Genomic DNA, 25,674 nt, shown 5'->3' on the forward strand with positions numbered 1-25,674 from the left:
TCGCAAGTCATGAGGTAGAACATGAGCGACGATGATCTGGAAAACGACGACCTCGAAGTAGGCGACGAAGACGAAACCGAAGAAGGCCTTGAAGCGGCGGCAGAAGACGTCGCTGAAGATGATGGCGGTGATACGCCCGTTCCGACTGCCAAAGGCAAGGCCAAGGCTGCGGTATCGGTCGATGAGCTGCCGAGCGTCGAAGCCAAGAACAAGGAACGCGACGCCTTGGCCAAGGCCATGGAAGAGTTTCTTGCGCGCGGCGGCAAGGTGCAGGAAGTGGAGGCCAATGTGGTCGCCGATCCTCCCAAGAAGCCTGATAACAAGTACGGCAGCCGGCCTATCTAAGCGCCTGCTTCTTGCTTGCTGAAAAAGCCCGCCGTCGCTGCGGGCTTTTTCATGGGCGCAGAAATTCAAAATTCACGCTGATCCCTGTGGGAGCGGGCTTGCCCGCGATGGGGGCGTTACATTCGAAATTGATGTCGTCTGACACACCGCTATCGCGGGCAAGCCCGCTCCCACAGGTTATGTATCAGGCGGAAGCCGAATTCCACCGCGCCAACAACCCCGGCAATTCGTTCAGGCTACGAATCTCGGCATCCGGCGCCTTCTCGGCTTCCCACACCTTGCCTGCCGGGTTAAACCAGATTGCCCGCAACCCCGCCTGCTGGGCGCCGGCAATGTCGTCGCCGGGATGGTCGCCGATATGCACCGCTGTTTCGGCGGTCGCGCCACCCCGCAGCAGCGCTTCATGAAACAGTCGCGCATCGGGCTTGGCGATGCCGATGTCTTCGGCGCACAGGGCAAACTTGAAGTAATCCGCCAGCCCCAACCGACGCACATCGGCATTACCGTTGGTGACCACGCCAAGCGCATAGTGATTGGCCAGAATTTCAAGGGTCGGTTGCACCTCCGGGAAGATCTCCAGCTGATGCCGCGCATGCAAAAACACTTCGAAACCCTGCTCGGCCAGGTCGGATGCGTCGGTATGTCCGTAACCGGCTTCTTCCAGCGCATGGAACAACACCCGCCGACGCACGGCACTGATGCGGTGTTTTAGGCTCGGTTCGTTGCTCAGCACTCGCTCGCGAATCGACCACAGATGCTCCACCGGCACCGCGCCCAGGTTCGGGGCGTGCTCGGTCAACCATTCACGCAATATGACTTCGGCGCTGGCAATCACCGGAGCGGTGTCCCACAGGGTGTCGTCGAGGTCGAAGGTGATCAATTGGAGGGTCATGAATCATCGCCTTTAATGCGTTTGGCCCGTGGGTGGGCGCTGTCGTAGACCGTCGCCAGGTGCTGGAAGTCCAGGTGGGTATAGATCTGGGTAGTCTTGATGTCCGAGTGGCCGAGCAATTCCTGCACCGCCCGCAAGTCCTGAGAGGACTCCAGCAAATGGCTGGCGAAGGAGTGTCGCAACATGTGTGGGTGCAGGTTCTGCCCCAGTTCACGCTCGCCGGCGGCCTTGACCCGCACCTGAATCGCCCGAGGGCCGAGGCGCCGGCCTTGCTGGCTGACAAATACGGCGTCGTCTGCCGGGTTGCTCATGGCTCGTAGCGGCAGCCACAACTCCAGCGCTTCGCGAGCCTTTTTGCCCACAGGCAACAGTCGAGTCTTGCTGCCCTTGCCGAGCACCTGGACCATGCCGTCAGCCAGGTCCAACTGATCAAGGTTGAGCCCGGTCAGTTCCGAAAGCCGCAGGCCGGAGGAATAGAACAGTTCCAGAATGGCCTGATCCCGACGCGCGAGAAAATCATCCTCTACCGCGCCTTCAAGCAGTTGCAGTGCGCGGTCGGTGTCGAGGGTCTTCGGCAGGCGACGTTCGCCCTTGGGCGGTGCCAGGCCATTGGCCGGGTCGTGGTCGCACAGACCTTCGCGGTTCAGATAGTGATAGAGCCCGCGTACTGCCGACAGCAACCGTGCCAGGCTGCGGGATGATTGGCCTTGGGAGTGCAGGCGAGCGATCAGGCTGCGCAGGCGCTGGATGTCCAGCGCGGCCCAGCTGTCGATGTTCTGTTTGACGCACCAGCCCAGCACTTTGTCGAGGTCGCGGCGGTAGGCGTACAGCGTGTGCGGCGACACCTGCCGCTCACTGCGCAGGTGTTCGCAGTAAGCGTCCAGTTGTCGTTCCATGGTCAGCGTACCGAGCGCAGGGAGCTGTTGACCCGTGGCAGCACGCGGCCCATGACTTCGGCGATGTAACTCAGGAACAGCGTGCCCACCGAGCTCTTGTAGTGCTGCGGATCGCGGCTGGCGATGGCCAGGACGCCGTGGATGCCTTGGTAGCTGATGGCGACGACGGCGGTGGAGCCGATCTGCTTGCGCTGTTCTTCGCCGAACAGGAAGTCCAGCTCGTGTTCGCGCAGGCTGCCACTGACGCTTTTGTCTTCCGAGAGCAAGCCGCCGATGGCCGTTTGCGCGTCGGCATGCGTCACCCAGCGGCCCACCGGCATCGGGTTGTCGCCCAGCAGGATCAGGCTGACGAAGGGCACCTGGAAGTCCTGACGCAGGCTGTCTTCAACGCTGATCACCACATCTTCCAGGCTGGTGGCGTCCATCAGCGTGAGAATCAGGCGGCGGGTCTTGTCGAACAGTCGGTCGTTGTCGCGGGCTACGTCCATCAAGTGCGAAAGGCGATGCCGCAACTCGATGTTGCGGTCGCGCAGGATGGTCATCTGACGTTCGACCAGCGAAATGGTGTCGCCGCGCTGGTGCGGAATGCGCAGGGCCGGGAGCAGTTCTTCGTGCTCGATGAAGAAATCCGGATGAGCCTCCAGGTACGCGGCAATCGCCGCCGCCTCAAGGCTTTCGGAAGGAGATTCGTCGGGCTGTAGGGCGGGAACCTGGGGCTTGTCGGTCATGGATTTCGCTCACTCAAAGACGCACTTGTCCTTCGTATACGCGCACTGCCGGGCCGGTCATCATGACCGGTTGGCCAGGGCCTGCCCATTCAATGGACAGACGCCCGCCGGGCAGGTCGATCAATAGCGGCGAATCCATCCACCCCTGGCTGATCGCGGCCACTGCGGCAGCACAGGCGCCGGTTCCGCACGCCTGGGTTTCCCCGGCCCCGCGTTCCCAGACGCGCAACTGCGCGCGGCTCCGGTCGATGACCTGGAGAAAACCGACATTGACCCGCGCCGGGAAGCGCGGGTGATGTTCGATTTTCGGTCCCAGTTCATGCACCGGTGCGTTGTTGATATCGCTGACCCGCAACACGGCATGGGGGTTGCCCATGGACACCGCGGCCAGTTCGACCGTGGTGCCGTCGACGTCGACCTGATAGCTCAGGGCCTGGCTCGGGGCTTCGAACGGAATCTCGGCCGGTACCAGGCGCGGAGCGCCCATGTTGACGCTGATCTGGCCATCGTTGCGGATGTCCAGTTCGATGATGCCGCTTTTGGTCTCGACGCGAATCAGCCGCTTGGCGGTCAGGCGCTTGTCGAGTACGAAGCGGGCGAAACAGCGCGCACCGTTGCCGCACTGTTCCACTTCGGAGCCGTCGGCGTTGAAGATCCGGTAGCGGAAATCCACGTCCGGGTTGCTGGGCGCTTCGACGATCAGCAACTGATCGAAACCGATCCCCGTGTGCCGATCGCCCCATTGCTTGGCGTGTTTTGGCAGGATGTGCGCGTGCTGGCTGACCAGGTCGAGAACCATGAAGTCATTGCCCAGGCCGTGCATCTTGGTAAAACGCAGCAGCATGGTTTTACTCCGGCAGCAGGCTTTCGCCAGCAAACAACTCGGCTACCGTCTCACGGCGACGCACTTCAAATGCCTGATCACCGTCCACCAACACTTCAGCGGCACGGCCGCGGGTGTTGTAGTTGGAACTCATGACAAACCCATAGGCACCGGCCGAATGCACGGCCAGCAGGTCGCCTTCTTCCAGGGCCAGTTGACGATCCTTGGCCAGGAAGTCGCCGGTTTCGCAGATCGGGCCGACGATGTCGTAGGCACGAGCGGTGCTGTTGCGCGGGCGCACGGCGGTGACGTCCATCCAGGCCTGGTACAGCGCCGGGCGGATCAGGTCGTTCATGGCTGCGTCGACGATGGCGAAGTCTTTGTGCTCGGTATGCTTGAGGTATTCGACCTGGGTCAGCAGCACGCCGGCGTTGGCGACGATGAAACGGCCCGGCTCGAACACCAGCGCCAGGTCACGACCGTCGAGACGCTCGCGCACGGCTTTGATGTAGTCGGCAGCCAATGGCGGCTCTTCATCGCGATAACGCACGCCCAAACCACCACCGAGATCGATGTGGCGCAGGTAGATGCCGCAATCGCCGAGGCGGTCGACCAGGCCCAGCAGGCGGTCAAGGGCGTCGATGAACGGCGGCAGGGTGGTCAGTTGCGAACCGATGTGGCAATCGACGCCGACCACTTCCAGGTTAGGCAGTTGCGCGGCACGGATGTACACGTCTTCGGCGTCGGCGATGGCGATGCCGAACTTGTTTTCCTTGAGACCGGTGGAGATGTACGGGTGAGTGCCGGCATCGACGTCCGGGTTCACGCGCAACGAGATCGGCGCGCGAGCGCCCAGCTCGGCGGCCACTACTTGCAGGCGTTCGAGCTCATCGGTGGATTCGACGTTGAAGCAGTGCACGCCGACTTCCAGCGCACGACGCATGTCGTCACGGGTCTTGCCGACACCGGAAAACACGATCTTGTCAGCAGTGCCGCCAGCGGCCAGTACGCGTTCCAGTTCGCCACGGGAAACGATGTCGAAACCGGCGCCCAAACGCGCCAGGACATTCAGTACACCCAGGTTGGAGTTGGCCTTGACCGCAAAGCAGACCAGGTGCGGCATGCCGGCCAGCGCATCGGCGTAAGCCAGGTATTGGGCTTCGATGTGCGCACGGGAGTAGACGTAGGTCGGTGTGCCAAAGCGCTCGGCGATGGCGGACAGGGCAACACCTTCCGCGAACAGCTCGCCGTCACGGTAGTTAAAAGCGTCCATGGCGTTCCCTTATTGGTAGACGTCGTGCTTGTGTGCCTTGGAGGCAGGCTGCTGTTGCGAGGACTTGGCCTGCTCGGCAGGATCCTGGTTCTCATCAGGCAGGTACAGCGGGCCTTTTTGACCACAGGCCGATAATAAGCTGACAAAAGCGACGAGCGAAGCGAGCGCAGCAAGGGAAGAGATCAGGCGCTTCATGGCGAAATCCTTGAAAATGCGTTAATTGCGCCGGAGTATACCGGCCACCCGGCAGCTTGCCTATGCGACGCGCCTCCCGTCTGGCGGGCCTTTGCCTGATGCGCGTCGGTTTAATGAAGTCCCTGTGGGAGCGGGCTTGCCCGCGAAGGCGTTGGTTCAGTCAACAAAGATATTGAATGTGCTGACCCCCTCGCGGGCAAGCCCGCTCCCACAGAGCGGTACTTGGACGTTATCCTTTGCAATCACCGGGGCTCGCCCGTATCTTGCGGCGCTTGAGCGTGAGTAGACACTTTTTGAGGTTCCTGCAATGAGTTTGACCGAAGCCCGTTTCCACGACCTGGTCGATGCCACCCAGCAGTCGCTGGAGGATATTTTTGACGAGAGTGGCCTGGATATCGATCTGGAGAGCTCGGCCGGTGTGCTCACCGTCAAGTTTGAAAACGGCAGCGCGCTGATCTTTAGTCGCCAGGAACCGCTGCGTCAGTTGTGGCTGGCGGCCGTGTCGGGTGGCTTCCACTTTGATTACGACGCAGAAAGCGAGCGCTGGATGTGTGACAAGAGTGAAGAGCAGCTTGGTGAGATGCTTGAGCGCATCGTCAAACAGCAAGCCGACGTCGAACTCGATTTCGAAGGTCTGTGAGATCGTGACCCAGCCTGCGCCCGTTCGTCCGCCCAAACCGCTTTACAGCAATGTCAGTCCGGCGGTGCCTTCGCCGTGCAGCGGTGTGTGTCGGCTGGATGAGCAGAAGGTCTGCCTGGGGTGTTTCCGCCATGTCGAAGATATCCGCGAATGGCGCTCGGCGGATGATGAGCGGCGGCGGGTGATTTGTGCGCAGGCCCTCGATCGAAAGAGAAGCGGCTAACTCGACCCCCGTAGGAGCAGCCGAAGGCTGCGATCTTTTGATTTTCAGCGATTTCGGGTCCGTAAAAAATCAAGATCAAAAGATCGCAGCCTGCGGCAGCTCCTACGCCGCCGGGTGACGGCTTGTATATTTATTGAGCTGTGATAGTGTCCAGAGACGCCTCAACCCATCGAGGCTCGTGAAAACCCCGCCTTTTTCTGGCGGGGTTTTGCTTTTTTCGTGCAGAAGAAAGGAGTCTGCCCTGATCATGACCGCACCTTCCATCACCCTTACCCGTCTGGACGTACAACGTCTGGAGCGCCTGATCGACAGCCTGGATGACACGCTGCCGGGCGTTATCGCGCTGCAAACCGAACTGGATCGCGCCGATACTCTGGTCGGTCACGATGAAGTGCCCGCCGATGTCGTGACCATGAATTCCCGTGTGCATTGCCGTGAAGAGAGCAGCGGCAAGGACTATCACCTGACGTTGGTTTACCCCAAGGATGCCAACGCCGACGAAGGCCGGATTTCCATTCTGGCGCCGGTGGGCAGTGCGTTGCTCGGCCTGAAGGTTGGCCAGCACATCGACTGGCCGGCACCGGGCGGCAAGACCCTCAAACTGACCCTGCTGGAAGTTGAATCGCAGCCTGCTCATGGCGGCGACTTCCCGGAATAACATCCCTTCAGACCTGCTCGAGCGCCTCGTTCAGTGCGCGTTCCAGGTCGGCCTTGTAGCGTAGATACAGCTGACTTGAACCCTGACCATCACCGAGCAGGCCCGACAGGTCCAGGTCGGTGATGTAGCAGCGATAGCGTTCGGTCCCGCGGCGCTGCTCGACGATTTCCCAGGCGACTACGCTGAACAGTTGGTCGCCATATTCCAGCTCCGAAAATTCCCGCTGATTGCAATACAACGTGACCTGCACCTGTCCTGGTGCTGCCTTGCCGATGATCGCCTGCACATCATAGAACGGTTTGTTGACCGGCGTTTGCGGCGCCGGCCGGGCTTCGACCCGACGCGCCCGTGCGGTACCTGAAGGTAACAACTGGTAATACAAAGTATCCAGGCTCAATGGCTGGGCTGCGTCCATCGGCAGCAAGGCATCGCGCCGGTACTGGATCGATTGCAGGAAGCGTTGCAGCGGCACCAACAGGCTTTGTTCGTCGTGATAAGGCAAACGCTGCTGCCACAGGGCATTGAATTCATCCAGTACATACACATCGGCCTGGTGTTCGTTGATCCGGTAGAACACCTGCACGCAGTCGGGTTGCCCCATGGGCAGGATCAGCGCCAGGTCGTGGTCTTCCAGTGCCATCGGGTCCAGATGAAACGGGCTGTAGCTCGCCAGTTCTTCGCCGAGGTAGTCGAACAGCGTCGGCAGGGTGGCGAGGGCGACGTGATTGACCTGGCCGGGCACCAGTTCCAGCACGTGGTAGTGCTGCTGGACCTGAATCAGGTAACGATGATTGAGTTTGCTCAGCAGCAGGTTTTGCGCGGTGTCGAGGATTTCTTCGACCCGCCGGGCAATGAATTGCGCGCGGTTGTGGCAGAAGCACCGCACCCGCAGCTTGGGCTGTTGTGGCCCGTCCGGCAGGTTGTTGAGGTAATCGCGCAGGCAGTCGAGCAGGGCGTGGGGGCCGTCAAAACGGCTGACCAGCACCTCGTTCCAGCTATTGAGCGTGACCTGATCCAGGGTCAGCACCAGGTTTTCCCGCACGCCGGCGTAGCTCAGGGAATCGGTGCGCTCGGTGGTCATCAGGATGTTCAGGTCGCGATGGTGCTTGAGCGGATCGATGCCGACGTTCACCAGAATCAGTACTTCGCTCGGCACACTGGCGCGTAGCAAAGGCTCTTCGGCGACAGTGGTCAGGGGCAGGGCGATGCTTTGTTGCAGGCTGCCGAGCAGGTTGAACAGTTCGAACTCGCTCAAGTCGCTGGTGCCGGGGTGCAGGGCCAAGCGGGTGCTGCTGTCGATCACGCCATTGCGGTGGCACCAAGTGAGCAATTCCAGTAACTGACGGCTGCGCTTGATCGGTGAGAAATGCTCCCACTCGTGGACGGTCAGGCTGCCGTTGTACAAACCCCATTGGGTTTGCCCCGGTTCTTTCTTGTTTGGCGCCTGCACCAGCGTCAGGGTGTCTTCGGCGAGATCGGGGGCGATGCCCGGGTTGATGAACTCGACTTTGTCGGCCTTGCGCTCGAAGGCCGCGTACAGCCGTCTGCCCAGCACATTGAGGTCGCGCTTGTTGATCAGGCTGACGGTCTGCTCATTGCGGGCAAACTGCGTCAGGAAGCGGTAGCTGTAATTCAGCTCGCCAACCAGGGCTCGGCGTTCGTCGCTGACCTGGCGGACTTTCCACTGGCTGCGGCTGTCGAGCAATGCGAGCTGACGCTGATCCCAATGCCATTCGTTGGCCAGGCGTTCGAGCAATGAACGCTGCCAGCTCTGGGTGCGACCGCTGCTGCCGGTGAGTTTGCGATTGACCTTCAAGTACAGCGCGCGGCGTACCAGCTCCAGCCGTTCCGGTTCGCCCCGGGTCGTGAGGTATTCCTCGATGCGCCGGTAAACCACCACGTATGGATCCAGTTCATCAAGGTCCAGTCGATTGGCAAACACCGCCTGTTTGAAGCGCAGGCTCAGGCACTGGACCTTGGGGTGTTCGCTGGCGTAGACCTCAGTCAGCAGCAGTTTGAGCACTGATTTGTACGGTGACTCGATGCCTTTGAACAACTGCCAGAGCCCGGCACCGATGAACTCCCCGGGCGGGATATACGACAGATGCCCCAAGTCCAGAGTCTCGTCGGCACGGATGAAGCGCTTGGATAGCAGCGTGTGGGTATACCGGTCGTAAGCCGCCTCTTCATAAACCGGCACCAGCCACCAGATGGGTGTACGGCCGGCCAGCCAGATCGCGGTGCGGTAGAACTCGTCCAGCAGCAGATAGTGCTGGGTGGTGCCACAGTCTTCCGAACTCAGCTGGGTATCGCGCTCGCCGAGCACGAAGCGAGCAGGGTCGATCAGGAAGAAATGCGCCTCGGCACCCTGGCTGGCAGCCCATATTTCAAGTAACTGGCATTTCTTGCGCAGCTCTGTGAGCTCGCTTTCGCTCAAGTCCGGCCCGTGACAGACCCATACGTCCATGTCGCTCTGATCGGCCTGGGCCAGGGTGCCGAGGCTGCCCATCAGAAACAGACCGTGAATCGGTCGCGGCGGATTGCTGCCGTGGCGCGGCTTATAGGAAAACGAGCGAGTCAGGCGCTGGGCTTCGGCGAGGGCGTTGGCGTCAGGTTCGAAATTCGATAGCCCGGCCGGCGTGCTACCCGAAACATAACCCGGCAACAGCGGATGATTGACATGGAAAAACAGCGGCAGCAGGGTCAGAACCGTTTGCTGGCGGGTCGACAACCCTTCCATGGCACGGGCCATGCGACCCTCGTTGAGCTTCAGAAAACGGGCGCGCAGCTGGCTGAGAACCTTTCGGTCGATTCCCTCGTCCAGATCGGGGCGGATTTCATGGGTACGGGTCATGTCAGCTCAATCCGGCTCGCGGGGCTCGGACGTGGAGGGCTCGGGATGAGGGGCAGTTTAGCGCCTCGGCCCCGGGACTTTTAAGCTGATTTTGTATTTCTGGTGTCAGGTTTCTATCGCAAGGCGACAGCGGACACCAAAGTGTGCCCGCGGAAATCCCGTGACAGAGGTTTCCGTGGGCGATGCGGTGAGGCTCAGGCTGTTTCGCGCACGGACAGAATGGTTAGAACGGTTTGCACATTTTGCGCAGCGTCACGCCCCAGGCTGGTCAGATAACCGCCGTCGGGCTGGGTGATCAATTCTTTGTCGAACAGTCTTTGGGCAGCGGCAATGGCTTTCGGGGCAGCGGTCTGATGAATTTTCAAACCTTCCTGGGAACTGTCCAGGTTGAAGAGGGCGAGGATTTCCAGTTCGGCAACCAACTCAGGGGTAAGCGACATAAGGACTCCAGACTTTCTAGGAATTGGACGATAGCGCTCCTAAGGTGATCCCACTCGCGCAGCATGTCCAGTGCTCGTAACAGGGTTTTTTGCCTCGGGGGGAGCATTCCCTGGCGGGGGCGTGGTTTCTGTAGGAGCGAGGCTTGCCCGCGAAGAACGATGACGCGGTTTTTCAGGAAGACCGCGGTGAGGCCTTCGCGGGCAAGCCTCGCTCCTACATGGGGGATGGGCTTATTTCTTTTCCGGCGGCAACTCTGGCAGAGCGCGCAGCGCAGCTTCGTACCATTCGGTGTTGAACGCGCGGTCTTCTTCGAGGATCGCGTCGATTTCCACCGCCAGCACGTGGGCCATCAGGTTGAGGATTTCTTCACGCTCGTAACCCACCAGGGTCAGCTTGTTGAAGGTCGCCTTGGCTGCTGGCGGGTTATCGCTTTCGATCTGGTTCTCGATCGCTTCGATCAGCGTCGTTTCGGTGAACTCTTCTTCGTCGTTGTCGATATCGTTTGGCTCGCTCATGGCAGGCTCCTCAAGGAAAGGCGGCCAGTTTACCTGCATTCAGCGCTGTGATGCTGCTGGCAAGAAGTGCCCGGGCGTTCTATAACTGGCGCTGCCAACCCCTGCACGGCCTGGAGGCTATGTAATGCTCAAGCTTTATGGATTTTGCGTCAGCAACTACTACAACATGGTCAAGCTGGCGTTGCTGGAGAAGGGACTGCCATTTGAAGAAGTGCCGTTTTACCCAGGCACGTCCCCGGAAACGCTAGCCATCAGCCCACGTGGAAAGGTTCCCGTGCTGGCCGTCGAACAAGGTTTCATCAACGAAACCAGCGTTATTCTCGAATACATCGAGCAGAGCCAGAAAGGCATGCCGCTGTTGCCGAGCGATCCTTTCGAGCGAGCGCAGGTCCTGGCTTTGGCCAAGGAAATCGAGCTGTACATCGAATTGCCCGGCCGCGCCTGTTATCCCGCGGCGTTTTTCGGCATGACGGTACCGGACGCTATCCAGGAAAAGACCAAGGCAGAGTTACTGCTGGGGTTTGCCGCGCTGGGCAGACACGGCAAATTCGCTCCTTATGTGGCGGGTGACAGCCTGAGCGTTGCCGATCTGTATTTCGTCTACAGCGTGCCGATGGCGTGTGCCGTGGCGCAGAAGCTGTTTGATATCGATCTGTTGGCCGAGATGCCAGCGGCCAAGGCGCTGCTGAAGCGTCTTGAGCAGAATCCGCATGTGCAGCGAATCGCAAAGGACAAGGACGCGGCGATGCCAGCGTTCCTGGAGATGATCGCGTCCAAAAAGTAGACGTGTAACGATCTTGAGAATGCCTTCGCGGGCAAGCCTCGCTCCTACAAGAACAAACACGGTCTTTGTAGGAGCGAGCGGTGCGGCGATCCGACTTGCCCGCGAAGCTTTTAACGGCTGGCGAGCAACGCCTGACCGCGAGCAACAGCCTTCTTGACCTGCGCCGGCGCAGTGCCGCCGATGTGGTCACGGGCATTCACCGAGCCTTCCAGGGTCAGCACGGCAAAGACGTCCTGCTCGATCTGATCGCTGAACTTGCGCAGTTCTTCCAGGCTCATTTCCGCCAGGTCCTTGCCGCTTTCCACGCCGTACTTCACGGCATGGCCAACGATCTCGTGGCAATCACGGAACGGCAGGCCACGGCGAACCAGATAGTCAGCCAGGTCGGTGGCGGTAGAGAAACCGCGCAATGCCGCTTCGCGCATCATCGCGTGCTTGGGCTTGATCGCCGGGATCATGTCGGCAAAGGCCCGCAGCGAATCGCGCAGGGTGTCGGCGGCGTCGAACAGCGGCTCCTTGTCTTCCTGGTTGTCCTTGTTGTAGGCCAGTGGCTGGCCTTTCATCAGGGTCAGCAGGCCCATCAGCGCGCCGAATACCCGGCCAGTCTTGCCGCGAACCAGCTCTGGGACGTCCGGGTTTTTCTTTTGCGGCATGATCGAGCTGCCGGTGCAGAAACGGTCCGGCAGATCGATGAACTGGAACTGCGCGCTGGTCCACAGCACCAACTCTTCGGAGAAACGCGACAAGTGCATCATCGCGATGCTCGCGGCCGAGCAGAACTCGATGGCGAAGTCGCGATCGGACACGTTGTCCAGGGAGTTACCGCCGACAGCGTCGAAGCCCAGCAGTTGAGCGGTGTATTCGCGGTCGATCGGGTAAGTGGTGCCCGCCAGTGCGGCGCTGCCCAGCGGCATGCGGTTGGTGCGCTTGCGGCAGTCGACCAGACGCTCGTAGTCGCGGCTGAGCATTTCGAACCAGGCCAGCATGTGGTGCCCGAAGGTCACCGGCTGCGCGGTTTGCAGGTGAGTGAAGCCCGGCATGATGCTGGCGGCTTCGCGCTCGGCCTGCTCCAGCAAGCCTTGTTGCAGACGGGTGATTTCGCTGAGGATCAGGTCGATCTCGTCACGCAGCCACAGGCGGATGTCGGTGGCGACCTGGTCGTTACGACTGCGGCCGGTGTGCAGCTTTTTACCGGTCACGCCGATGCGGTCGGTCAGACGCGCCTCGATGTTCATGTGCACGTCTTCAAGGTCGATGCGCCAGTCGAACTGGCCGGCCTCGATTTCACCCTGGATGGTGTTCAGGCCATCGATGATGCTGTCGCGCTCGGCATCGGTCAGCACGCCGACCTTGGCCAGCATGCTGGCGTGGGCGATCGAGCCCATGATGTCGTGGCGATACAGGCGCTGGTCGAAGGTGACGGAGGCGGTGAAGCGGGCGACGAAGGCGTCGACGGGTTCACTGAAGCGGCCGCCCCAGGACTGATTGGTCTTGTCAGTGCTCATGAATTCGCTCGTATCGGCTTGAAGAAAGATGGCGTGGAACGCTGACGCGGATAATAACAGGGTTGCCAATCCTGTCGCTGACACTGGTCGACAGGTTTTTTTCTTATCGCGCCACCCCTGCTCGAAGCAAGCGATACGGAAATTGCGCAACGATATTTTTCAATTGAGCAATATCGTCCCGGCAACCGTCTACAGTTGGACAGAGGATCAGCGCACTTCTCGATGCTGCAGCTGACTATAGAGAGAAGAGGGGTGTTCATATTGTGTATCAGCAAACCCTACGGCGATGCCTCGCCAGTGCGGGCCTTGGCCGCCAGTCACGCGGCAGATAAAAATTTAGCCGCCGGTCTCGCGGCACTTTTTGGCCCTCGCGCTAGTCTTAGCGTGGATCGCGGTGACGGACGTCACTTCACCTGTCTACGCTATCCTTGTGCGAGACTCACGCAGGAATCCAGCGCAATATGAATGTCCTGATCGTTGATGACGAACCCCTGGCCCGCGAGCGCCTGAGCCGAATGGTCGGCGAACTCGAGGGATACAATGTCCTGGAGCCCAGCGCCACGAACGGCGAAGAGGCGTTGGCACTGATCGACAGTCACAAACCGGATATCGTGCTACTCGATATTCGCATGCCCGGCCTTGATGGCCTGCAAGTGGCTGCACGATTGTGCGAACGCGAAACCCCGCCCGCCGTGGTGTTTTGCACCGGGCCCGATGAATTTGCCGTGGAAGCCCTACAGGCTAGCGCCGTGGGCTATCTGGTGAAGCCAGTGCGCACAGAACAGTTACACGAAGCATTAAAGAAAGCCGAGCGACCCAATCGCGTCCAACTCGCGGCCTTGACTCGTCCGGCAGCCGAAACCGGTAGCGGCCCGCGCAGCCACATCAGCGCCCGTACCCGAAAAGGTATCGAACTGATTCCGTTGGGTCAGGTGGTTTACTTCATTGCCGACCACAAGTACGTCACCTTGCGTCATGAGGGCGGGGAAGTGCTGCTCGACGAACCACTCAAAGCCCTCGAAGACGAATTTGGCGACCGTTTCGTGCGGATCCACCGCAACGCACTGGTTGCTCGTGAACGCATCGAGCGGCTGCAACGCACGCCCTTGGGGCATTTCCAGCTATTCCTCAAAGGTCTGAACGGCGATGCCCTGATCGTCAGTCGACGCCATGTGGCCGGCGTGCGCAAAATGATGCAACAGCTTTAAGGGCGGATTTCTACCCTATTACCGGACATTGAGGGCCAGGGAGGCCACGCAGTTTCTGATACAAGTCAAAGTGGATTTGGCTGAGCTGTTATTATCTGCCGTATCTATTCAGTACGGATTGATTGATCCATGTCCTCTCGCGAAATCCGCATCGCCACCCGCAAAAGTGCTCTCGCCCTGTGGCAGGCCGAATACGTCAAGGCTCGTCTGGAAAAGGCCCATCCGGGCCTGCTCGTGACGTTGGTTCCCATGGTTAGTCGCGGCGACAAGCTGCTCGATTCGCCGCTGTCGAAAATCGGCGGCAAGGGCCTGTTCGTCAAGGAACTGGAAACCGCGCTGCTGGAAAATGAAGCCGACATCGCCGTGCATTCCATGAAAGACGTGCCGATGGACTTCCCCGAAGGCCTCGGTCTGTTCTGCATCTGCGAGCGCGAAGACCCGCGCGATGCCTTTGTCTCCAATACCTACGCCAGCCTGGATGAGTTACCGCCAGGCAGCATCGTCGGCACCTCCAGCCTGCGTCGTCAGGCTCAGCTGCTGACCCGTCGCCCGGACCTGGAAATCCGCTTCCTGCGCGGTAACGTCAACACTCGCCTGGCCAAGCTCGATGCCGGCGAATACGACGCCATCATCCTCGCCGCGGCGGGTTTGATTCGCCTGGGCTTCGAAGGCCGCATCGCCTCGGCCATCAGCGTCGAAGACAGTCTGCCGGCCGGTGGCCAGGGCGCGGTCGGTATCGAATGCCGTAGCGCCGACACTGAAATCCACGCGCTACTGGCGCCGCTGCATCATCAGGACACGGCCATTCGTGTTACTGCCGAACGTGCTCTCAACAAACATTTGAATGGCGGCTGCCAGGTGCCGATCGCTTGCTACGCCGTGCTTGAAGGCGAGCAGATCTGGTTGCGTGGGTTGGTGGGTGATCCGAGCGGCGGCCTGTTGCTCAGCGCCGATGCCCGGGCGCCACGGTCTGATGCCGAGGCTTTGGGTGTGCAAGTGGCCGAAGACCTGCTGAGCCAGGGCGCCGCCGACATTCTGAAAGCAGTCTATGGCGAGGCAGGGCACGAGTGACTGGCTGGCGCCTGTTGCTGACGCGCCCTGCGGATGAGTCGGCGGCGCTTGCCAGTGTGCTGGCCGACGCGGGGGTTTTCAGCAGCAGCTTGCCGCTTTTGGATATCGAGCCGATTCCTGCCTCTGACACAATGCGCGAAGTGATTCAGAACCTGGATAGCTATTGCGCGGTGATCGTGGTCAGCAAACCGGCCGCCAGAATCGCTGTCGATCTGCTCAACCAGTACTGGCCGCAGCCACCGGATCTGAAGTGGTTCAGCGTGGGCGCGGCGACGGCGCAAATCCTCGAGGATAACGGGCTGGATGTGAGCTTCCCGGTCGACGGCGACGACAGCGAAGCCTTGCTTGAGCTTGCGCCGTTGCGCGAGGCTGTCGCGGGCCCCGATCCGCGGGTGCTGATCATGCGCGGGGAGGGTGGGCGCGAGCTGCTGGCTGAGCGTTTACGCGAGCTTGGTGCTAGTGTCGAGTATCTGGAGTTGTACCGACGCGGTTTGCCGCAGTACCCGTCGGCAACGCTGCCTGACCGGATCAAGGCGGAACGCTTGAACGGGCTGGTGGTCAGCAGTGGACAGGGTTTTGAGCACCTGCACCGATTGGCTGGCGATGCCTGGCCGAGCATGGTGCGGCTGCCGTTGTTTGTTCCAAGCCCCAGGGTCGCCGAGCTGGCACGCGCCGCCGGGGCCCAAACAGTTGTGGATTGTCGTGGCGCCAGTGCCGCGGCCTTGCTGGCGGCGTTACGGGAACACCCCGTGCCCGTTTTCTAATGCAAAGGATGGATACGTGAGCGAAACAGCCTTGCCTAAAGATGACGTCCGGCCCGTGCTTGATGCACCGGCTGATGCACCGGTTGAAACTGCGCCACCTGCTGTTGAGCAGCGCCGAGGCAATGGGTTGGCAATCGTCGCGCTGCTGTTGGGCGCTGCCGGTGTTGCCGTGGGCGGTTGGGGAGTCTGGCAGGTGCGTCACCTGCAAGCCAATAACCAGCAGCAGTTGAGTCAGGTACAGGCGTTGAACGATCAGGCACAGAGCCTGAAGCTCAACGAGCAACGCCTGACGGCTCGCCTGGAGCAAATGCCGGCCGCCGAGGAACTCGACGCGCGCAGTCGTCTGGTCACTCAACTCCAAGGCGATCAGCAACGCCTGAATCAACGCCTGGAAACCGTCCTCGGCGCGAGCCGCAAGGACTGGCGTCTGGCCGAAGCCGAGCACTTGCTGCGTCTGGCCAGCCTGCGTCTGTCGGCGTTGCAGGACATCAGCAGCGCCCAGGCCCTGGTGCAGGGCGCCGATGAAATTCTCCGTGAACAGAACGACCCGGGGGCTTTTGCCGCTCGTGAGCAAGTGGCGAAAACCCTGGTAGCCCTTCGTAGTACCGAACAGCCGGATCGCACCGGGTTGTTCCTGCGACTGGGTGCCTTGCGCGACCAGGTGATCAACCTCACCGAGCTGGCGCCTGAGTACAAGGACCGTGGCGAATCCCTGCTGGGCCTGACCGCTGATGGCGACGGTGCCAGTCGCTGGGCGCAATGGTGGGATCAGATCTCGCGTTATATCCGCATCGATTTCAACGCCGACAAGAATGTCCGTCCATTGCTGGCAGGGCAGAGCCTGGGCCAGGTGCGTCTGGCCCTCAGCCTGGCGCTGGAGCAGGCGCAGTGGGCCGCGCTCAATGGCCAGGCCGCGGTTTACACCCAGGCGCTGGCCGAAGCGCGGGACGTGCTCAAGGGCAACTTCAACCCGGACAACCCTCAAAGCAAAATCATGCTCGAGCAAGTGGCCGAGTTGAGCAAGCAGCCAGTCACGGTGGTCACGCCAGATCTGACGGGCACGTTGAGTGCGGTTCAGGCTTACCTTGAGCGGCGCAACGTCAATGCCGAGGACTCAGTGAAACCTCTGGCCAAACCTGCCGCGAGCACGATGCAGGAGGCCACGCCATGAAGCGCCTCTATGTGATCGTGTTCGTGGTCATCGCCGCGGCCGCCGCGCTGGGGCTGGCGATTGCCGAGCATTCCGGTTACGTGCTGATCGCCTACAAGACTTTCCGTTACGAATCGAGCCTGTGGGCAACCCTGGCCCTGGTAGTCGTGCTGTGGCTGGTGTTCTGGGGCATCAAGGCGTTGGTCGAGCTGGTGACGACTTCCGGTGGAGTGGTCAATCCATGGTCGCGGCGCAATCGCAGTCGACGAGTGCAAGTGGCGATCGAGCACGGTCAGCTGGATTTGGCCGAGGGTCGCTGGGCCAGTGCGCAGCGCCATCTGTATCGCGCGGCGGAAGCCGAGCGCCAGCCGTTGCTCTATTACCTCGGTGCCGCCCGTGCCGCGAACGAACAAGGTCACTACGAGGAAAGCGACAACCTGCTGGAGCGCGCTCTGGAGCGGCAGCCCCAGGCCGAGCTGGCGATTGCCTTGAACCATGCCCAATTGCAGACTGATCGCGGTGACACTGAAGGCGCGCTGGTGACCCTGCAAGCCATGCACGAGCGTCATCCTCATAACGTCCAGACCTTGCGCCAGTTGCAGCGCCTGCTTCAGCAGCGGGGCGACTGGTCGGCAGTGATTCGCTTGTTGCCGGAGTTACGCAAGGACAAGGTGTTGCCACCGGCCGAACTGGCTGAGCTGGAGCGCCGGGCCTGGGGTGAAAATCTTTCGTTGGCGGCGCACCGGGAAGAGGACGGAACGGTCGGTTTGCAATCGCTCAATCGCGCCTGGCAGCAACTCACCGCTGCTCAGCGCCAGGAACCGCAACTGGTGCTGGCCTATGCCGAGCAATTGCGGCAACTGGGCGCGCAGGTCGAGGCCGAAGAAGTCCTGCGTGCAGCCCTCAAACGCAAATACGACAGCCATTTGGCACGCCTGTATGGGTTGGTTCGTGGCAGTGATCCGGCCAGGCAGCTGCACACCGCCGAGAGTTGGCTCAAGGATCATCCCGCCGACCCGAGCCTGTTGCTGACGTTGGGCCGTTTGTGTCTGCAAAGCAGTCTGTGGGGCAAGGCCCGGGATTATCTGGAGAGCAGCCTGCGTGTGCAGCGCAACCCTGAAGCCTGCGCCGAACTGGCGCGGTTGCTGGCGCAACTGGGTGACACCGAACGCAGTAATCAGCTGTTCCAGGAGGGCTTGGGACTATTGGATGAGCGCTTGCTGGCGGCACCGCTGCCGGTGCCGGCTCACGCCTGATTCCTGCGCCGGACCTATGTAGGAGCTGCCGAAGGCTGCGATCTTTTGATCTTGTCATAAGAGCGCAGTCGCTCTGAATCCCCCACTGTTTCAGCGTTGTAATCCTTCGCCGGCAAAGTCCTACAGAGGACTACATCAAATCCTCTCGACGCTGTCGGGATTTCCCTACACTTCTGGTGAAGTGTCCGTGGTGGTCTGCCTTGAAAGGCTGCCGCGCTTTCCTCTACCGTAACCGCCTGTCTCTACTGTTACGGAAAAGCCATGTCTTTGGCCTGCTCACGCTCCTTGTTTTTCATGGTTTTCATTGCAGGTGCCCTGGCCTTGGGCGTTTCCTATCACCTGGAATATGTGGTCGGCCTCAAGCCTTGCGGGTTGTGCCTGTTGCAGCGGGTTTGCCTGGCACTGCTCACGGGTGTCTGCCTGGCGGCTTCAGTGCAGGGGCCTGGCCGCTTTGGATGCTTCCTGTATTGGTTGCTGGGTCTGCTTTGCAGTCTGGCGGGTACCATCACGGCGTGGCGGCAGGTGGTGTTGCAGAGCGATCCAGTGCATCAGTTATCGGCATGCTCATCTGATCTTGCCGATCTGTTCGCCAGTACACCCTGGCTGTGTGTCGTGCAGCGCATGTTCAAAGGAACCGCCGATTGCGCGGAAATTTCCTGGACGCTGTTCGACTTGAGCATCCCGGAGTGGAGTCTGCTGTTCTTCGTTGCGATGATGATTCTGGGCGGGCATCAGTTGCTGCGCCTTGTCTGGATCGCGTGTCAGCGACCGCTCAGCGGCGAGTCGTCGCACCGGGTGCTGGCGGGCGATTAAACACTTGTATGAACTTTATCTCCTGCGTACCTTGAAGCCATAGGCGCGCGGGCATAATCTGGCCCGCACGTGTCATTGGATTTATGTTGCTCGAATGACGCTCTGCCTGGTCGAATCTTGGTCTTCAAGTGTGCGACAGGTGTAGAGCAGCATGACCCACAAGGGAAGAGAGAATCACCATGCTCGAAAGTTGTCAGAATGCTCAGGAACGTTGGGGTGGAGTGCATCTGCTGATCGATCGCTGGTTGCAGGAGCGTCACGAACTGGTTCGGGCCTATGATGCTCTCGGCGCCAAGCCCGAAGCTTTGGGCGAGAACCGAAAACCGTTGCAGGAATTCTGCGGTGTGCTGGTCGACTACGTGTCTGCCGGGCATTTCGAGATCTACGAACAGCTGACCGGCGAAGCCAAGGCGTTCGGTGATACTCGCGGTCTGGAGTTGGCCGAGACGATCTACCCGCGCATCGACGTCATTACCGAGAAGCTGCTGGCGTTTAACGATCTGTGTGATGCCGGTAAATGTGTCGCGGAGAAATTCAAAGAGCTGGGTGGCTTGTTACACGAACGCTTCGAACTGGAAGACTGCCTGATCGAAGTGCTGCACACCGCTCACAAGGAAGAGGATTCGGTTCAGGCCTGAACCTTATCCAGCAACACCCTCAAAACGGTGCGCTATGCGCGCCGTTTTTCGTTTCCGGGTTTCAGCTTGTAGCACCACGCAATTCGACTTCGAATACCAGTGGTGTGAACGGCGCGATCAGGTCGCCGGCACCGTCGGCACCATAGGCTTGGGCCGATGGAATCACCAGGCGCCATTTCGCGCCGACCGGCATGTTTTGCAGCGCACTGCGCCATCCGCTGATTACGCTATCAAGACTGAACCACTGCGGCTGGCTGTTCTGGTCGAACACCGAGCCGTCAGGCAGGCGTCCGATATACAGCACCTGGACCTTGCCATTCGGACCGGCCTTGGCACCGGTGCCCGGCACCAACTCTGTCAGCAATATTCCATCGGCCAGTTCGCGAACGCCGGGTTTGGCTTTTTCTTCAACGAGAAACCGTCGCTCGTTTTCTAAAGCCAGTTCGCTTTGCGGCACAGGCGATTGCATGGCAACCCGAGCCTCATGCTCGGTCAGAATCTGTTCGATCCGCTCATCTTTCAGTGCCAGCGGCTTGCCTTGATAGGCTTGCTGCAAACCTTCGAGCAGCGACTGAAGTTGCAGATCCGGAACTTCCTGGCGCAAGCGTTCGCCAAGGCTTGCGCCCAAGCTGTAAGCGAGATCGTGAGCGTCATTTGCGGCGGTTTTTTCGGCGGCCTGGGCCACGGAAAAAAACACGCACAGCGATAAGAAAAGGTAGCGCGACATGGGCACTCTCCGACCTGAGATGCGCAGGATTATGCCAGTGCGAATGCGCTCGAAGGTGAACTGGTTTTACCTAAGCGCAGAACTTTTTTGATTCGTTGCAACGGAGTGCTTTCGATACTGTCAACATGCCCTAGCGGCGGTAGCAGCAGAGGTCTAGTATGAGCCGCATTCACGTCAGCCAGGAGGTAAACCATGTCGGCCACCAAGAAGCCTGTAAATACTCCGTTGCACTTACTCCAACAACTCTCGGGCAGCTTGCTCGAGCATTTGGAAAACGCTTGTTCCCAAGCTCTGGCTGATGCTGAGAAACTGCTCGCCAAGTTGGAAAAGCAGCGCGGAAAAGCGCAGGAAAAACTGCACAAATCCCGGACCAAATTGCAGGACGCTGCGGCGGCCGGCAAAGCCAAGGCGCAAGCCAAGGCCAAAGAGGCGGTGAAAGAACTTGAGAACTTGCTCGATGCCCTCAAGGATCGCCAGTCCGAAACGCGCAGCTACATCCTGCAACTCAAACGCGACGCTCAAGAAAGCCTGAAACTGGCCCAGGGTGTCGGTCGTGTCCAAGAGGCTGTCGGCAAGGCGTTGTCCCTGCGTTCGGCCAAACCAGCTGCGGCACCTGCGAAGAAAGCCGCTGCCAAACCAGCTGCTGCAAAAGCACCGGCCAAGCCTGCTGCCAAAGCTGCGGTGAAAGCCGCAACCAAGCCAGCCGCAAAACCGGCTGCGAAAAAACCAGTTGCTGCCAGCGCTGCGAAACCAGCGGCTAAAACGACGGCTGCCAAACCTGCCGCCAAGCCCGCTGCTGCCAAAACAGCTGCCGCTAAACCGGCTGCAAAAACCACGGCTGCCAAACCCGCAGCGGCAAAACCAGCGGCTCAAACTGCTGCCAAGCCAGCTGCTAAAACTGCCGCCGCGAAACCGGCTGCCAAGCCAGCCGCCAAACCTGTCGCGGCTAAAACCGCCGCAGCCAAGCCTGCTGCAAAACCAGCTGCTAAACCCGCTGCAAAAGCTGCGGCCAAACCCGCCGCGAAACCGGCTGCCAAAACTGCTGCTGCGAAACCTGCTGCCGCTGCCAAGCCAGCCACTGCTGCCAAACCCGCCGCTGCAAAACCGGCTGCAAAACCAGCAGCCAAACCCGCAGCCAAGCCAGCAGCAAAACCGGCCGTGAAAAAGCCAGTCGCCACTGCCAAGCCGGTTGCTGCGCCAGCGATCAAGCCAGCAACTCCGACCCCGGCCTCCTCGGCTTCGCCCGCGCCTGTAGCAACCACCTCGACCACCACGTCTGCGCCAACGCCAGCCGCGTCGTCGAGCACCAGCACCAACCCAACCAGCGCTTCTTAAGTGCCGGTTACCGCGACGCGCAGCTGATGCAGCGCGTCGCGGTCCAGGTTGGCGGCGCCTGCCGCCATACCTTCCAGCCAGGCCGAGAGATCGGTCGCCTCATCCTGCGGCCAGCTCTTTGCCGATCGCTCCAGTCGCAACAACAGCTGTCGCTCGGCTTGCAGTTCCAGGGTTTTGACTTGTTCGCGCAACGTATTCAGTTCGACGTCTTCGGCCGCGCCGGCCTTCCATTGCCTACGCAACGCCCGTAGCGGTTGCACGATATCCACGTCCCAGGGCTCGGCTACGTCGCGAAGCTGCTTTATTCGTTGCTCGTTGCAGGCGACACCCCGCTGTCCCAGCCACAGACCACAGAGCAGCAGACACACGTTCACCCCTCTCGACTGCAATCGCAGGCAGGCATCTTCAACGCCGGGACGGGCGTAAGTGCCAAGGGAAAAGCTCCACAGGTCAGAGGACATAGTGCTACTCGCGCCAGTTGCGAGCGAAGCTGGTAGACTCCGCCGCCATTATGATTCGACTTCAGAACCTGACTTTACAGCGTGGCCCGCAACGTCTGCTAGAAGACGCCGAGCTGACCCTGCACGCCGGCCACAAAGCCGGCCTCATCGGTGCCAACGGCGCCGGCAAATCGAGCCTGTTCGCCTTGATTCGTGGCGAACTGCACCCGGACTCGGGTGACTGCTTCTTGCCGGCCGACTGGCGCATCGCCCACATGCGTCAGGAAATCGAGACGCTCGAACGCATCGCGGTCGACTACGTGCTCGATGGTGACCTGCGCCTGCGCGAGGTGCAACGCGACCTCGCCGCAGCCGAAGCGGCCCATGACGGTGCCGCTCAGGCCCGCCTGCACTCGGAACTCGACAGCGCCGACGGCTACACCGCCGACGCTCGGGCTCGAAAGCTGCTGGCCGGCCTTGGGTTTACCAATGAGCAGATGGATCGGCAAGTAGGAGATTTCTCCGGTGGCTGGCGGATGCGTCTGAACCTGGCGCAGGCTTTGATGTGCCCTTCGGACCTGTTGCTGCTCGACGAACCGACCAACCACTTGGACCTCGACGCCATCATCTGGCTCGAAGAGTGGCTTAAAAGCTACCCCGGCACCTTGATGCTGATTTCCCACGACCGGGACTTCCTCGATGCCGTGGTCGATCACGTAGCCCACGTCGATCAACGCAAGATCACCCTGTATCGCGGTGGTTATAGTGCCTTCGAACGCGCCCGTGCCGAACGTCTGGCCCAACAACAACAGGCCTACGAGAAGCAGCAGGCGCAACGTGCGCACATGGAAAGCTACATCGCCCGCTTCAAGGCCCAGGCCACCAAGGCCCGTCAGGCCCAGAGCCGGATCAAGGCGCTGGAGCGGATGGAAGAACTGTCTGCCGCCCACGTCGATTCTCCGTTTGATTTCGTCTTCCGCGAATCGACGAAAATTTCCAGCCCGCTGATCGACCTGTCGGATGCTCGACTGGGTTACGGCGACAAAGCCATTCTGGAGAAGGTCAAGCTGCAACTGACCCCAGGCGCGCGGATCGGCTTGCTCGGCCCGAACGGCGCGGGTAAATCGACCCTGATCAAAAACCTCGCCGGTGAGCTTGAGCCGTTGGCCGGTCGCCTGACGCGCGGTGAAAACACCGTCGTCGGCTACTTCGCCCAGCATCAGCTTGACTCCCTCGACTCCAGGGCCAGCCCGTTGCTGCACTTGCAGCGCCTGGCGCCGACCGAGCGTGAGCAGACTCTGCGCGACTTCCTCGGCGGTTTCGATTTCCGCGGCGCGCGTATCGATGAGCCGGTACTGAATTTCTCCGGCGGTGAGAAGGCGCGTCTGGCCTTGGCATTGATCGCTTGGGATCGACCGAACTTGTTGCTGCTCGACGAACCGACCAACCACCTGGACCTGGAAATGCGTCTGGCGCTGACCATGGCCCTGCAGGAATTCAGTGGCGCGGTACTGGTGGTCTCACACGATCGCCATCTGCTCAAAAGCACCACTGACAATTTCTATCTGGTGGCAGACGGCAAGGTCGAGGAGTTCGACGGCGACCTGGAAGACTACGCCCGTTGGCTGGTCGAATACCGTCAACGCAATGCCCCGGTCAGCAATACCCCGGTCAATCCGGACAAGACCGACAAGAAGGCCCAGCGCCAGGCCGCTGCTGCATTGCGTCAGCAGTTGGCTCCGCACAAGCGCGAGGCTGACAAGCTTGAAGCCGAACTGGGCAAGCTGCACGAGAAGCTGGCGAAGATCGATACCAGCCTCGGCGACAGCGACATTTACGAGCCGATGCGCAAGAACGATTTGCGTGATCTGCTGGCTGAACAAGCCAGGCTGAAGGTGCGTGAAGCCGAACTGGAAGAAGCCTGGATGGAAGCGCTGGAACTGCTGGAAAGCATGCAGGCGGAGCTGGAGGCGCTGTCCTGATGGAAGCCTTCAAGCTGCCTTTACCGGCTGGGTGGGGCGAGCCGCTCTGGCTGGTCGCGCAAATCCTGCTAATCCTGCTGGCCGGTTATATCGCCCAGCGAGTCGTCGCTAAATGCCTGACTCGATTGGGTGAGCGCTACCCGTTTCCGCCGCAGTTTTTCATGCCGCTGCGCGGCGGTTTGCGCTGGCTGATCATGGGCAGCGCGCTGATCTTCGTGCTGGAACGCCTTGGCGTGTCGGCCACGGTGCTCTGGACGGCGTTGTCCGGTTTCGTTGCAGTAGCCGCCGTGGCGTTTTTCGCCATGTGGAGCGTGCTCTCCAATCTGCTGTGCGCGATCCTGATCTTTACCGTCGGCCCATTCCGTATTGGCGATGTGGTCGAGTTGGTGGATACCACCGACAAGCCCGGTGTCAAAGGCCGGGTAGTGGCGATCAATCTGCTCTACACCACGCTGATCGAAGCCGAAGAACTCGGCACCGGCAGCGCCATGGTGCAAGTGCCCAATAGCCTGTTCTTCCAGCGCTCGGTTCGACGCTGGCGTGGCACTGATGTGTTCCCTTCGAACGGGTTCGAAAAGTAAGCCTTTTGTTGCCTGATACACCGCCATCGCGGGCAAGCCCGCTCCCACATTTTTTGGGTTGGATTACAGGTTTGTGATCAGCCCGAAACCCTGTGGGAGCGAGCTTGCTCGCGATGGCGGTCCGTCAGACGATGGGCCCTTCAAGCCGTAAACGCTGGTCGACAGTCGCCATGTCCTGCAAAAAACGGTAGTCATTGGCCCAAAGGCGCATTAGCTTAGACGTCTGTCAGGAGTCTGAGTCGAGGTGTGCGATGGTGCTTCAAACATGGCTGGCTTTTTTTGCCGCCTGCTGGGTGATCAGTCTTTCTCCCGGTGCCGGCGCCATTGCGTCGATGTCCAGCGGTTTGCGCTACGGTTTCTGGCGCGGTTACTGGAACGCCATAGGCTTGCAACTGGGTCTGGCGTTGCAGATTGCGATTGTCGCTGCCGGTGTCGGTGCGATCCTCGCGGCCTCCGCTACGGCTTTCTATGCGATTAAATGGTTTGGCGTGGCCTACCTGGTCTACCTCGCGGTCAAGCAATGGCGCGCGCTGCCCAATGATATGAACGACGACGCGGCCATCCGGCAGATCGGCAAGCCGATAGCGCTGATGTTCCGCGGTTTTCTGGTGAACGTCAGCAACCCCAAGGCCTTGGTGTTCATGCTCGCAGTGCTGCCGCAATTCATCGACCCCCACGCGCCGCTGGTGGCCCAGTACCTGATCCTCGGCGTGACCATGATTTGTGTCGACCTGATCGTCATGGCTGGCTACACCGGGCTGGCGGCCAAGGTGCTGCGTTTGCTGCGCACACCCAAGCAGCAAAAACGCATGAACCGCACCTTTGCCGGGCTGTTCATTGGCGCGGCGGCGTTCATGGCGACCCTGCGCAAAGCCGCGGTGTAAAACCTTCAGGCACAAAAAAGGCGACCATCACAGGTCGCCTTTTTCATTTGTGG

28 protein-coding genes are annotated in these 25,674 nt (G+C 60.5%); 16 read left to right on the forward strand and 12 right to left on the reverse strand.

Translation table 11 applies throughout. From position 1 onward, the window contains the following. Positions 1-21: 21 nt before the first annotated feature. Complete coding sequence (gene sutA / locus TU81_RS18860; protein ID WP_030129119.1) at positions 22-345, forward strand: transcriptional regulator SutA; 324 nt, start codon at positions 22-24, stop codon at positions 343-345. A gap of 184 nt (positions 346-529) precedes the next feature. Here the strand turns inward: sutA and TU81_RS18865 are convergent, their stop codons facing one another. The 6 genes from TU81_RS18865 to lptM are packed head-to-tail and all read right to left on the reverse strand — an operon-like array spanning position 530 to position 5,152. Then, positions 530-1,237 carry an HAD family hydrolase gene (locus tag TU81_RS18865; protein WP_048396280.1) on the reverse strand — a complete coding sequence of 236 codons (708 nt, stop codon included), beginning with the start codon at positions 1,235-1,237 and terminating at the stop codon, positions 530-532. Continuing rightward, positions 1,234-2,133 carry a tyrosine recombinase XerC gene (gene xerC / locus TU81_RS18870; protein ID WP_038980778.1) on the reverse strand — a complete coding sequence of 300 codons (900 nt, stop codon included), beginning with the start codon at positions 2,131-2,133 and terminating at the stop codon, positions 1,234-1,236. The genes TU81_RS18865 and xerC overlap by 4 nt, the downstream gene beginning before the upstream one ends. A 2-nt stretch (positions 2,134-2,135) precedes the next feature. Continuing rightward, entirely contained in the window at positions 2,136-2,861 is a 726-nt protein-coding gene (locus tag TU81_RS18875; protein ID WP_038980779.1) for a DUF484 family protein, read from the reverse strand. 13 nt (positions 2,862-2,874) lie between these two features. After that, positions 2,875-3,705, reverse strand: coding sequence for a diaminopimelate epimerase (gene dapF / locus TU81_RS18880; protein ID WP_038980780.1), 831 nt, complete (start codon positions 3,703-3,705; stop codon positions 2,875-2,877). Positions 3,706-3,709: 4 nt separating this feature from the next. Then, the gene (gene lysA, locus TU81_RS18885) at positions 3,710-4,957 is read right to left on the reverse strand and encodes a diaminopimelate decarboxylase (protein WP_048396281.1); all 1,248 of its coding nucleotides are present in this window, start codon (positions 4,955-4,957) and stop codon (positions 3,710-3,712) included. A gap of 9 nt (positions 4,958-4,966) precedes the next feature. Then, positions 4,967-5,152, reverse strand: coding sequence for an LPS translocon maturation chaperone LptM (lptM, locus tag TU81_RS18890; RefSeq protein WP_038980782.1), 186 nt, complete (start codon positions 5,150-5,152; stop codon positions 4,967-4,969). Between the two features lie 307 nt (positions 5,153-5,459). Between lptM and cyaY the strand changes: the two genes are divergently transcribed. The 3 genes from cyaY to rnk all read left to right on the forward strand — a co-directional run bounded on the left by cyaY (position 5,460) and on the right by rnk (position 6,673). Further along, the gene (cyaY, locus tag TU81_RS18895; RefSeq protein WP_038980783.1) at positions 5,460-5,792 is read left to right on the forward strand and encodes an iron donor protein CyaY; all 333 of its coding nucleotides are present in this window, start codon (positions 5,460-5,462) and stop codon (positions 5,790-5,792) included. Between the two features lie 4 nt (positions 5,793-5,796). After that, positions 5,797-6,015, forward strand: a complete 219-nt coding sequence (locus TU81_RS29690; RefSeq protein WP_080772081.1) for a DUF1289 domain-containing protein — start codon at positions 5,797-5,799, stop codon at positions 6,013-6,015. Between the two features lie 247 nt (positions 6,016-6,262). Next, positions 6,263-6,673: a nucleoside diphosphate kinase regulator gene (gene rnk, locus TU81_RS18900; RefSeq protein ID WP_034147684.1), complete on the forward strand. Its 411-nt coding sequence runs from the start codon at positions 6,263-6,265 to the stop codon at positions 6,671-6,673. 7 nt (positions 6,674-6,680) lie between these two features. Here rnk and TU81_RS18905 read toward each other — a convergent pair whose 3' ends face one another. The 3 genes from TU81_RS18905 to TU81_RS18915 form a co-directional block, all read right to left on the reverse strand. Then, the gene (locus TU81_RS18905) at positions 6,681-9,527 is read right to left on the reverse strand and encodes a class I adenylate cyclase (protein WP_048396282.1); all 2,847 of its coding nucleotides are present in this window, start codon (positions 9,525-9,527) and stop codon (positions 6,681-6,683) included. A gap of 194 nt (positions 9,528-9,721) precedes the next feature. Continuing rightward, entirely contained in the window at positions 9,722-9,967 is a 246-nt protein-coding gene (locus TU81_RS18910; protein ID WP_007894898.1) for a TIGR02647 family protein, read from the reverse strand. A gap of 231 nt (positions 9,968-10,198) precedes the next feature. Then, positions 10,199-10,483, reverse strand: coding sequence for a hypothetical protein (locus TU81_RS18915; RefSeq protein ID WP_048396283.1), 285 nt, complete (start codon positions 10,481-10,483; stop codon positions 10,199-10,201). 124 nt (positions 10,484-10,607) lie between these two features. Between TU81_RS18915 and TU81_RS18920 the strand changes: the two genes are divergently transcribed. Continuing rightward, positions 10,608-11,267 (forward strand): glutathione S-transferase family protein, encoded by a 660-nt coding sequence (locus tag TU81_RS18920; RefSeq protein WP_048396284.1) that lies wholly within the window; start codon positions 10,608-10,610, stop codon positions 11,265-11,267. Positions 11,268-11,377: 110 nt separating this feature from the next. Here the strand turns inward: TU81_RS18920 and argH are convergent, their stop codons facing one another. Next, complete coding sequence (argH, locus tag TU81_RS18925) at positions 11,378-12,772, reverse strand: argininosuccinate lyase (protein WP_038980789.1); 1,395 nt, start codon at positions 12,770-12,772, stop codon at positions 11,378-11,380. 461 nt (positions 12,773-13,233) lie between these two features. Between argH and TU81_RS18930 the strand changes: the two genes are divergently transcribed. The 7 genes from TU81_RS18930 to TU81_RS18960 all read left to right on the forward strand — a co-directional run bounded on the left by TU81_RS18930 (position 13,234) and on the right by TU81_RS18960 (position 19,672). Next, positions 13,234-13,980 carry a LytR/AlgR family response regulator transcription factor gene (locus TU81_RS18930; RefSeq protein WP_007899317.1) on the forward strand — a complete coding sequence of 249 codons (747 nt, stop codon included), beginning with the start codon at positions 13,234-13,236 and terminating at the stop codon, positions 13,978-13,980. Between the two features lie 129 nt (positions 13,981-14,109). Beyond that, the gene (gene hemC / locus TU81_RS18935; protein WP_048396285.1) at positions 14,110-15,051 is read left to right on the forward strand and encodes a hydroxymethylbilane synthase; all 942 of its coding nucleotides are present in this window, start codon (positions 14,110-14,112) and stop codon (positions 15,049-15,051) included. Beyond that, positions 15,048-15,815 (forward strand): uroporphyrinogen-III synthase, encoded by a 768-nt coding sequence (locus TU81_RS18940; RefSeq protein ID WP_038980791.1) that lies wholly within the window; start codon positions 15,048-15,050, stop codon positions 15,813-15,815. Before hemC ends, TU81_RS18940 begins: the two co-directional genes overlap by 4 nt. Positions 15,816-15,831: 16 nt before the next feature. Next, positions 15,832-16,986, forward strand: a complete 1,155-nt coding sequence (locus TU81_RS18945; RefSeq protein ID WP_038980793.1) for a uroporphyrinogen-III C-methyltransferase — start codon at positions 15,832-15,834, stop codon at positions 16,984-16,986. Then, positions 16,983-18,221 (forward strand): heme biosynthesis HemY N-terminal domain-containing protein, encoded by a 1,239-nt coding sequence (locus tag TU81_RS18950; RefSeq protein ID WP_038980794.1) that lies wholly within the window; start codon positions 16,983-16,985, stop codon positions 18,219-18,221. The genes TU81_RS18945 and TU81_RS18950 overlap by 4 nt, the downstream gene beginning before the upstream one ends. Positions 18,222-18,482: 261 nt before the next feature. Then, positions 18,483-19,034, forward strand: a complete 552-nt coding sequence (locus TU81_RS18955) for a disulfide bond formation protein B (protein WP_038980796.1) — start codon at positions 18,483-18,485, stop codon at positions 19,032-19,034. A gap of 179 nt (positions 19,035-19,213) precedes the next feature. Then, positions 19,214-19,672: an Rsd/AlgQ family anti-sigma factor gene (locus TU81_RS18960; protein WP_007899333.1), complete on the forward strand. Its 459-nt coding sequence runs from the start codon at positions 19,214-19,216 to the stop codon at positions 19,670-19,672. A gap of 61 nt (positions 19,673-19,733) precedes the next feature. On the opposite strand, the gene TU81_RS18965 is transcribed toward TU81_RS18960, so the two are convergent. Further along, positions 19,734-20,399 (reverse strand): FKBP-type peptidyl-prolyl cis-trans isomerase, encoded by a 666-nt coding sequence (locus TU81_RS18965; RefSeq protein WP_038980798.1) that lies wholly within the window; start codon positions 20,397-20,399, stop codon positions 19,734-19,736. Between the two features lie 192 nt (positions 20,400-20,591). Here TU81_RS18965 and TU81_RS18970 point away from each other — a divergent pair, with 192 nt between their 5' ends. After that, positions 20,592-21,734, forward strand: coding sequence for an AlgP family protein (locus tag TU81_RS18970; RefSeq protein ID WP_048396286.1), 1,143 nt, complete (start codon positions 20,592-20,594; stop codon positions 21,732-21,734). On the opposite strand, the gene TU81_RS18975 is transcribed toward TU81_RS18970, so the two are convergent. Continuing rightward, complete coding sequence (locus TU81_RS18975; RefSeq protein ID WP_048396287.1) at positions 21,731-22,195, reverse strand: TIGR02444 family protein; 465 nt, start codon at positions 22,193-22,195, stop codon at positions 21,731-21,733. The genes TU81_RS18970 and TU81_RS18975 overlap by 4 nt on opposite strands. Positions 22,196-22,245: 50 nt before the next feature. Here TU81_RS18975 and TU81_RS18980 point away from each other — a divergent pair, with 50 nt between their 5' ends. The 3 genes from TU81_RS18980 (at position 22,246) to TU81_RS18990 (ending at position 25,621) form a co-directional block, all read left to right on the forward strand. Next, entirely contained in the window at positions 22,246-24,156 is a 1,911-nt protein-coding gene (locus tag TU81_RS18980) for an ATP-binding cassette domain-containing protein (RefSeq protein ID WP_038980802.1), read from the forward strand. After that, a complete protein-coding gene (locus TU81_RS18985) occupies positions 24,156-24,737 on the forward strand; it encodes a mechanosensitive ion channel family protein (RefSeq protein WP_038980803.1) in 582 nt (193 codons plus the stop codon). The genes TU81_RS18980 and TU81_RS18985 overlap by 1 nt, the downstream gene beginning before the upstream one ends. 251 nt (positions 24,738-24,988) lie before the next feature. Continuing rightward, positions 24,989-25,621: a LysE family transporter gene (locus TU81_RS18990; RefSeq protein ID WP_048396288.1), complete on the forward strand. Its 633-nt coding sequence runs from the start codon at positions 24,989-24,991 to the stop codon at positions 25,619-25,621. Positions 25,622-25,674: the final 53 nt, after the last annotated feature.

The organism is Pseudomonas lini (assembly GCF_001042905.1).
Taxonomy (GTDB): domain Bacteria; phylum Pseudomonadota; class Gammaproteobacteria; order Pseudomonadales; family Pseudomonadaceae; genus Aquipseudomonas; species Aquipseudomonas lini.

What these genes read in the sequence shown, in the direction of transcription:
- lptM (WP_038980782.1), bottom strand. Translation starts at nt 5,152, where the DNA reads ATGAAGCGCCTGATCTCTTCCCTTGCTGCGCTCGCTTCGCTCGTCGCT.
- TU81_RS18955 (WP_038980796.1), top strand. Translation starts at nt 18,483, where the DNA reads ATGTCTTTGGCCTGCTCACGCTCCTTGTTTTTCATGGTTTTCATTGCA.
- cyaY (WP_038980783.1), top strand. Translation starts at nt 5,460, where the DNA reads ATGAGTTTGACCGAAGCCCGTTTCCACGACCTGGTCGATGCCACCCAG.
- xerC (WP_038980778.1), bottom strand. Translation starts at nt 2,133, where the DNA reads ATGGAACGACAACTGGACGCTTACTGCGAACACCTGCGCAGTGAGCGG.
- rnk (WP_034147684.1), top strand. Translation starts at nt 6,263, where the DNA reads ATGACCGCACCTTCCATCACCCTTACCCGTCTGGACGTACAACGTCTG.
- argH (WP_038980789.1), bottom strand. Translation starts at nt 12,772, where the DNA reads ATGAGCACTGACAAGACCAATCAGTCCTGGGGCGGCCGCTTCAGTGAA.
- TU81_RS18960 (WP_007899333.1), top strand. Translation starts at nt 19,214, where the DNA reads ATGCTCGAAAGTTGTCAGAATGCTCAGGAACGTTGGGGTGGAGTGCAT.
- TU81_RS18910 (WP_007894898.1), bottom strand. Translation starts at nt 9,967, where the DNA reads ATGTCGCTTACCCCTGAGTTGGTTGCCGAACTGGAAATCCTCGCCCTC.
- TU81_RS18865 (WP_048396280.1), bottom strand. Translation starts at nt 1,237, where the DNA reads ATGACCCTCCAATTGATCACCTTCGACCTCGACGACACCCTGTGGGAC.
- TU81_RS18975 (WP_048396287.1), bottom strand. Translation starts at nt 22,195, where the DNA reads ATGTCCTCTGACCTGTGGAGCTTTTCCCTTGGCACTTACGCCCGTCCC.
- hemC (WP_048396285.1), top strand. Translation starts at nt 14,110, where the DNA reads ATGTCCTCTCGCGAAATCCGCATCGCCACCCGCAAAAGTGCTCTCGCC.
- TU81_RS18915 (WP_048396283.1), bottom strand. Translation starts at nt 10,483, where the DNA reads ATGAGCGAGCCAAACGATATCGACAACGACGAAGAAGAGTTCACCGAA.
- TU81_RS18920 (WP_048396284.1), top strand. Translation starts at nt 10,608, where the DNA reads ATGCTCAAGCTTTATGGATTTTGCGTCAGCAACTACTACAACATGGTC.
- TU81_RS18930 (WP_007899317.1), top strand. Translation starts at nt 13,234, where the DNA reads ATGAATGTCCTGATCGTTGATGACGAACCCCTGGCCCGCGAGCGCCTG.
- TU81_RS18905 (WP_048396282.1), bottom strand. Translation starts at nt 9,527, where the DNA reads ATGACCCGTACCCATGAAATCCGCCCCGATCTGGACGAGGGAATCGAC.
- TU81_RS18980 (WP_038980802.1), top strand. Translation starts at nt 22,246, where the DNA reads ATGATTCGACTTCAGAACCTGACTTTACAGCGTGGCCCGCAACGTCTG.
- TU81_RS18970 (WP_048396286.1), top strand. Translation starts at nt 20,592, where the DNA reads ATGTCGGCCACCAAGAAGCCTGTAAATACTCCGTTGCACTTACTCCAA.
- dapF (WP_038980780.1), bottom strand. Translation starts at nt 3,705, where the DNA reads ATGCTGCTGCGTTTTACCAAGATGCACGGCCTGGGCAATGACTTCATG.
- TU81_RS18985 (WP_038980803.1), top strand. Translation starts at nt 24,156, where the DNA reads ATGGAAGCCTTCAAGCTGCCTTTACCGGCTGGGTGGGGCGAGCCGCTC.
- TU81_RS18990 (WP_048396288.1), top strand. Translation starts at nt 24,989, where the DNA reads ATGGTGCTTCAAACATGGCTGGCTTTTTTTGCCGCCTGCTGGGTGATC.
- TU81_RS18950 (WP_038980794.1), top strand. Translation starts at nt 16,983, where the DNA reads ATGAAGCGCCTCTATGTGATCGTGTTCGTGGTCATCGCCGCGGCCGCC.
- TU81_RS18875 (WP_038980779.1), bottom strand. Translation starts at nt 2,861, where the DNA reads ATGACCGACAAGCCCCAGGTTCCCGCCCTACAGCCCGACGAATCTCCT.
- lysA (WP_048396281.1), bottom strand. Translation starts at nt 4,957, where the DNA reads ATGGACGCTTTTAACTACCGTGACGGCGAGCTGTTCGCGGAAGGTGTT.
- TU81_RS18965 (WP_038980798.1), bottom strand. Translation starts at nt 20,399, where the DNA reads ATGTCGCGCTACCTTTTCTTATCGCTGTGCGTGTTTTTTTCCGTGGCC.
- sutA (WP_030129119.1), top strand. Translation starts at nt 22, where the DNA reads ATGAGCGACGATGATCTGGAAAACGACGACCTCGAAGTAGGCGACGAA.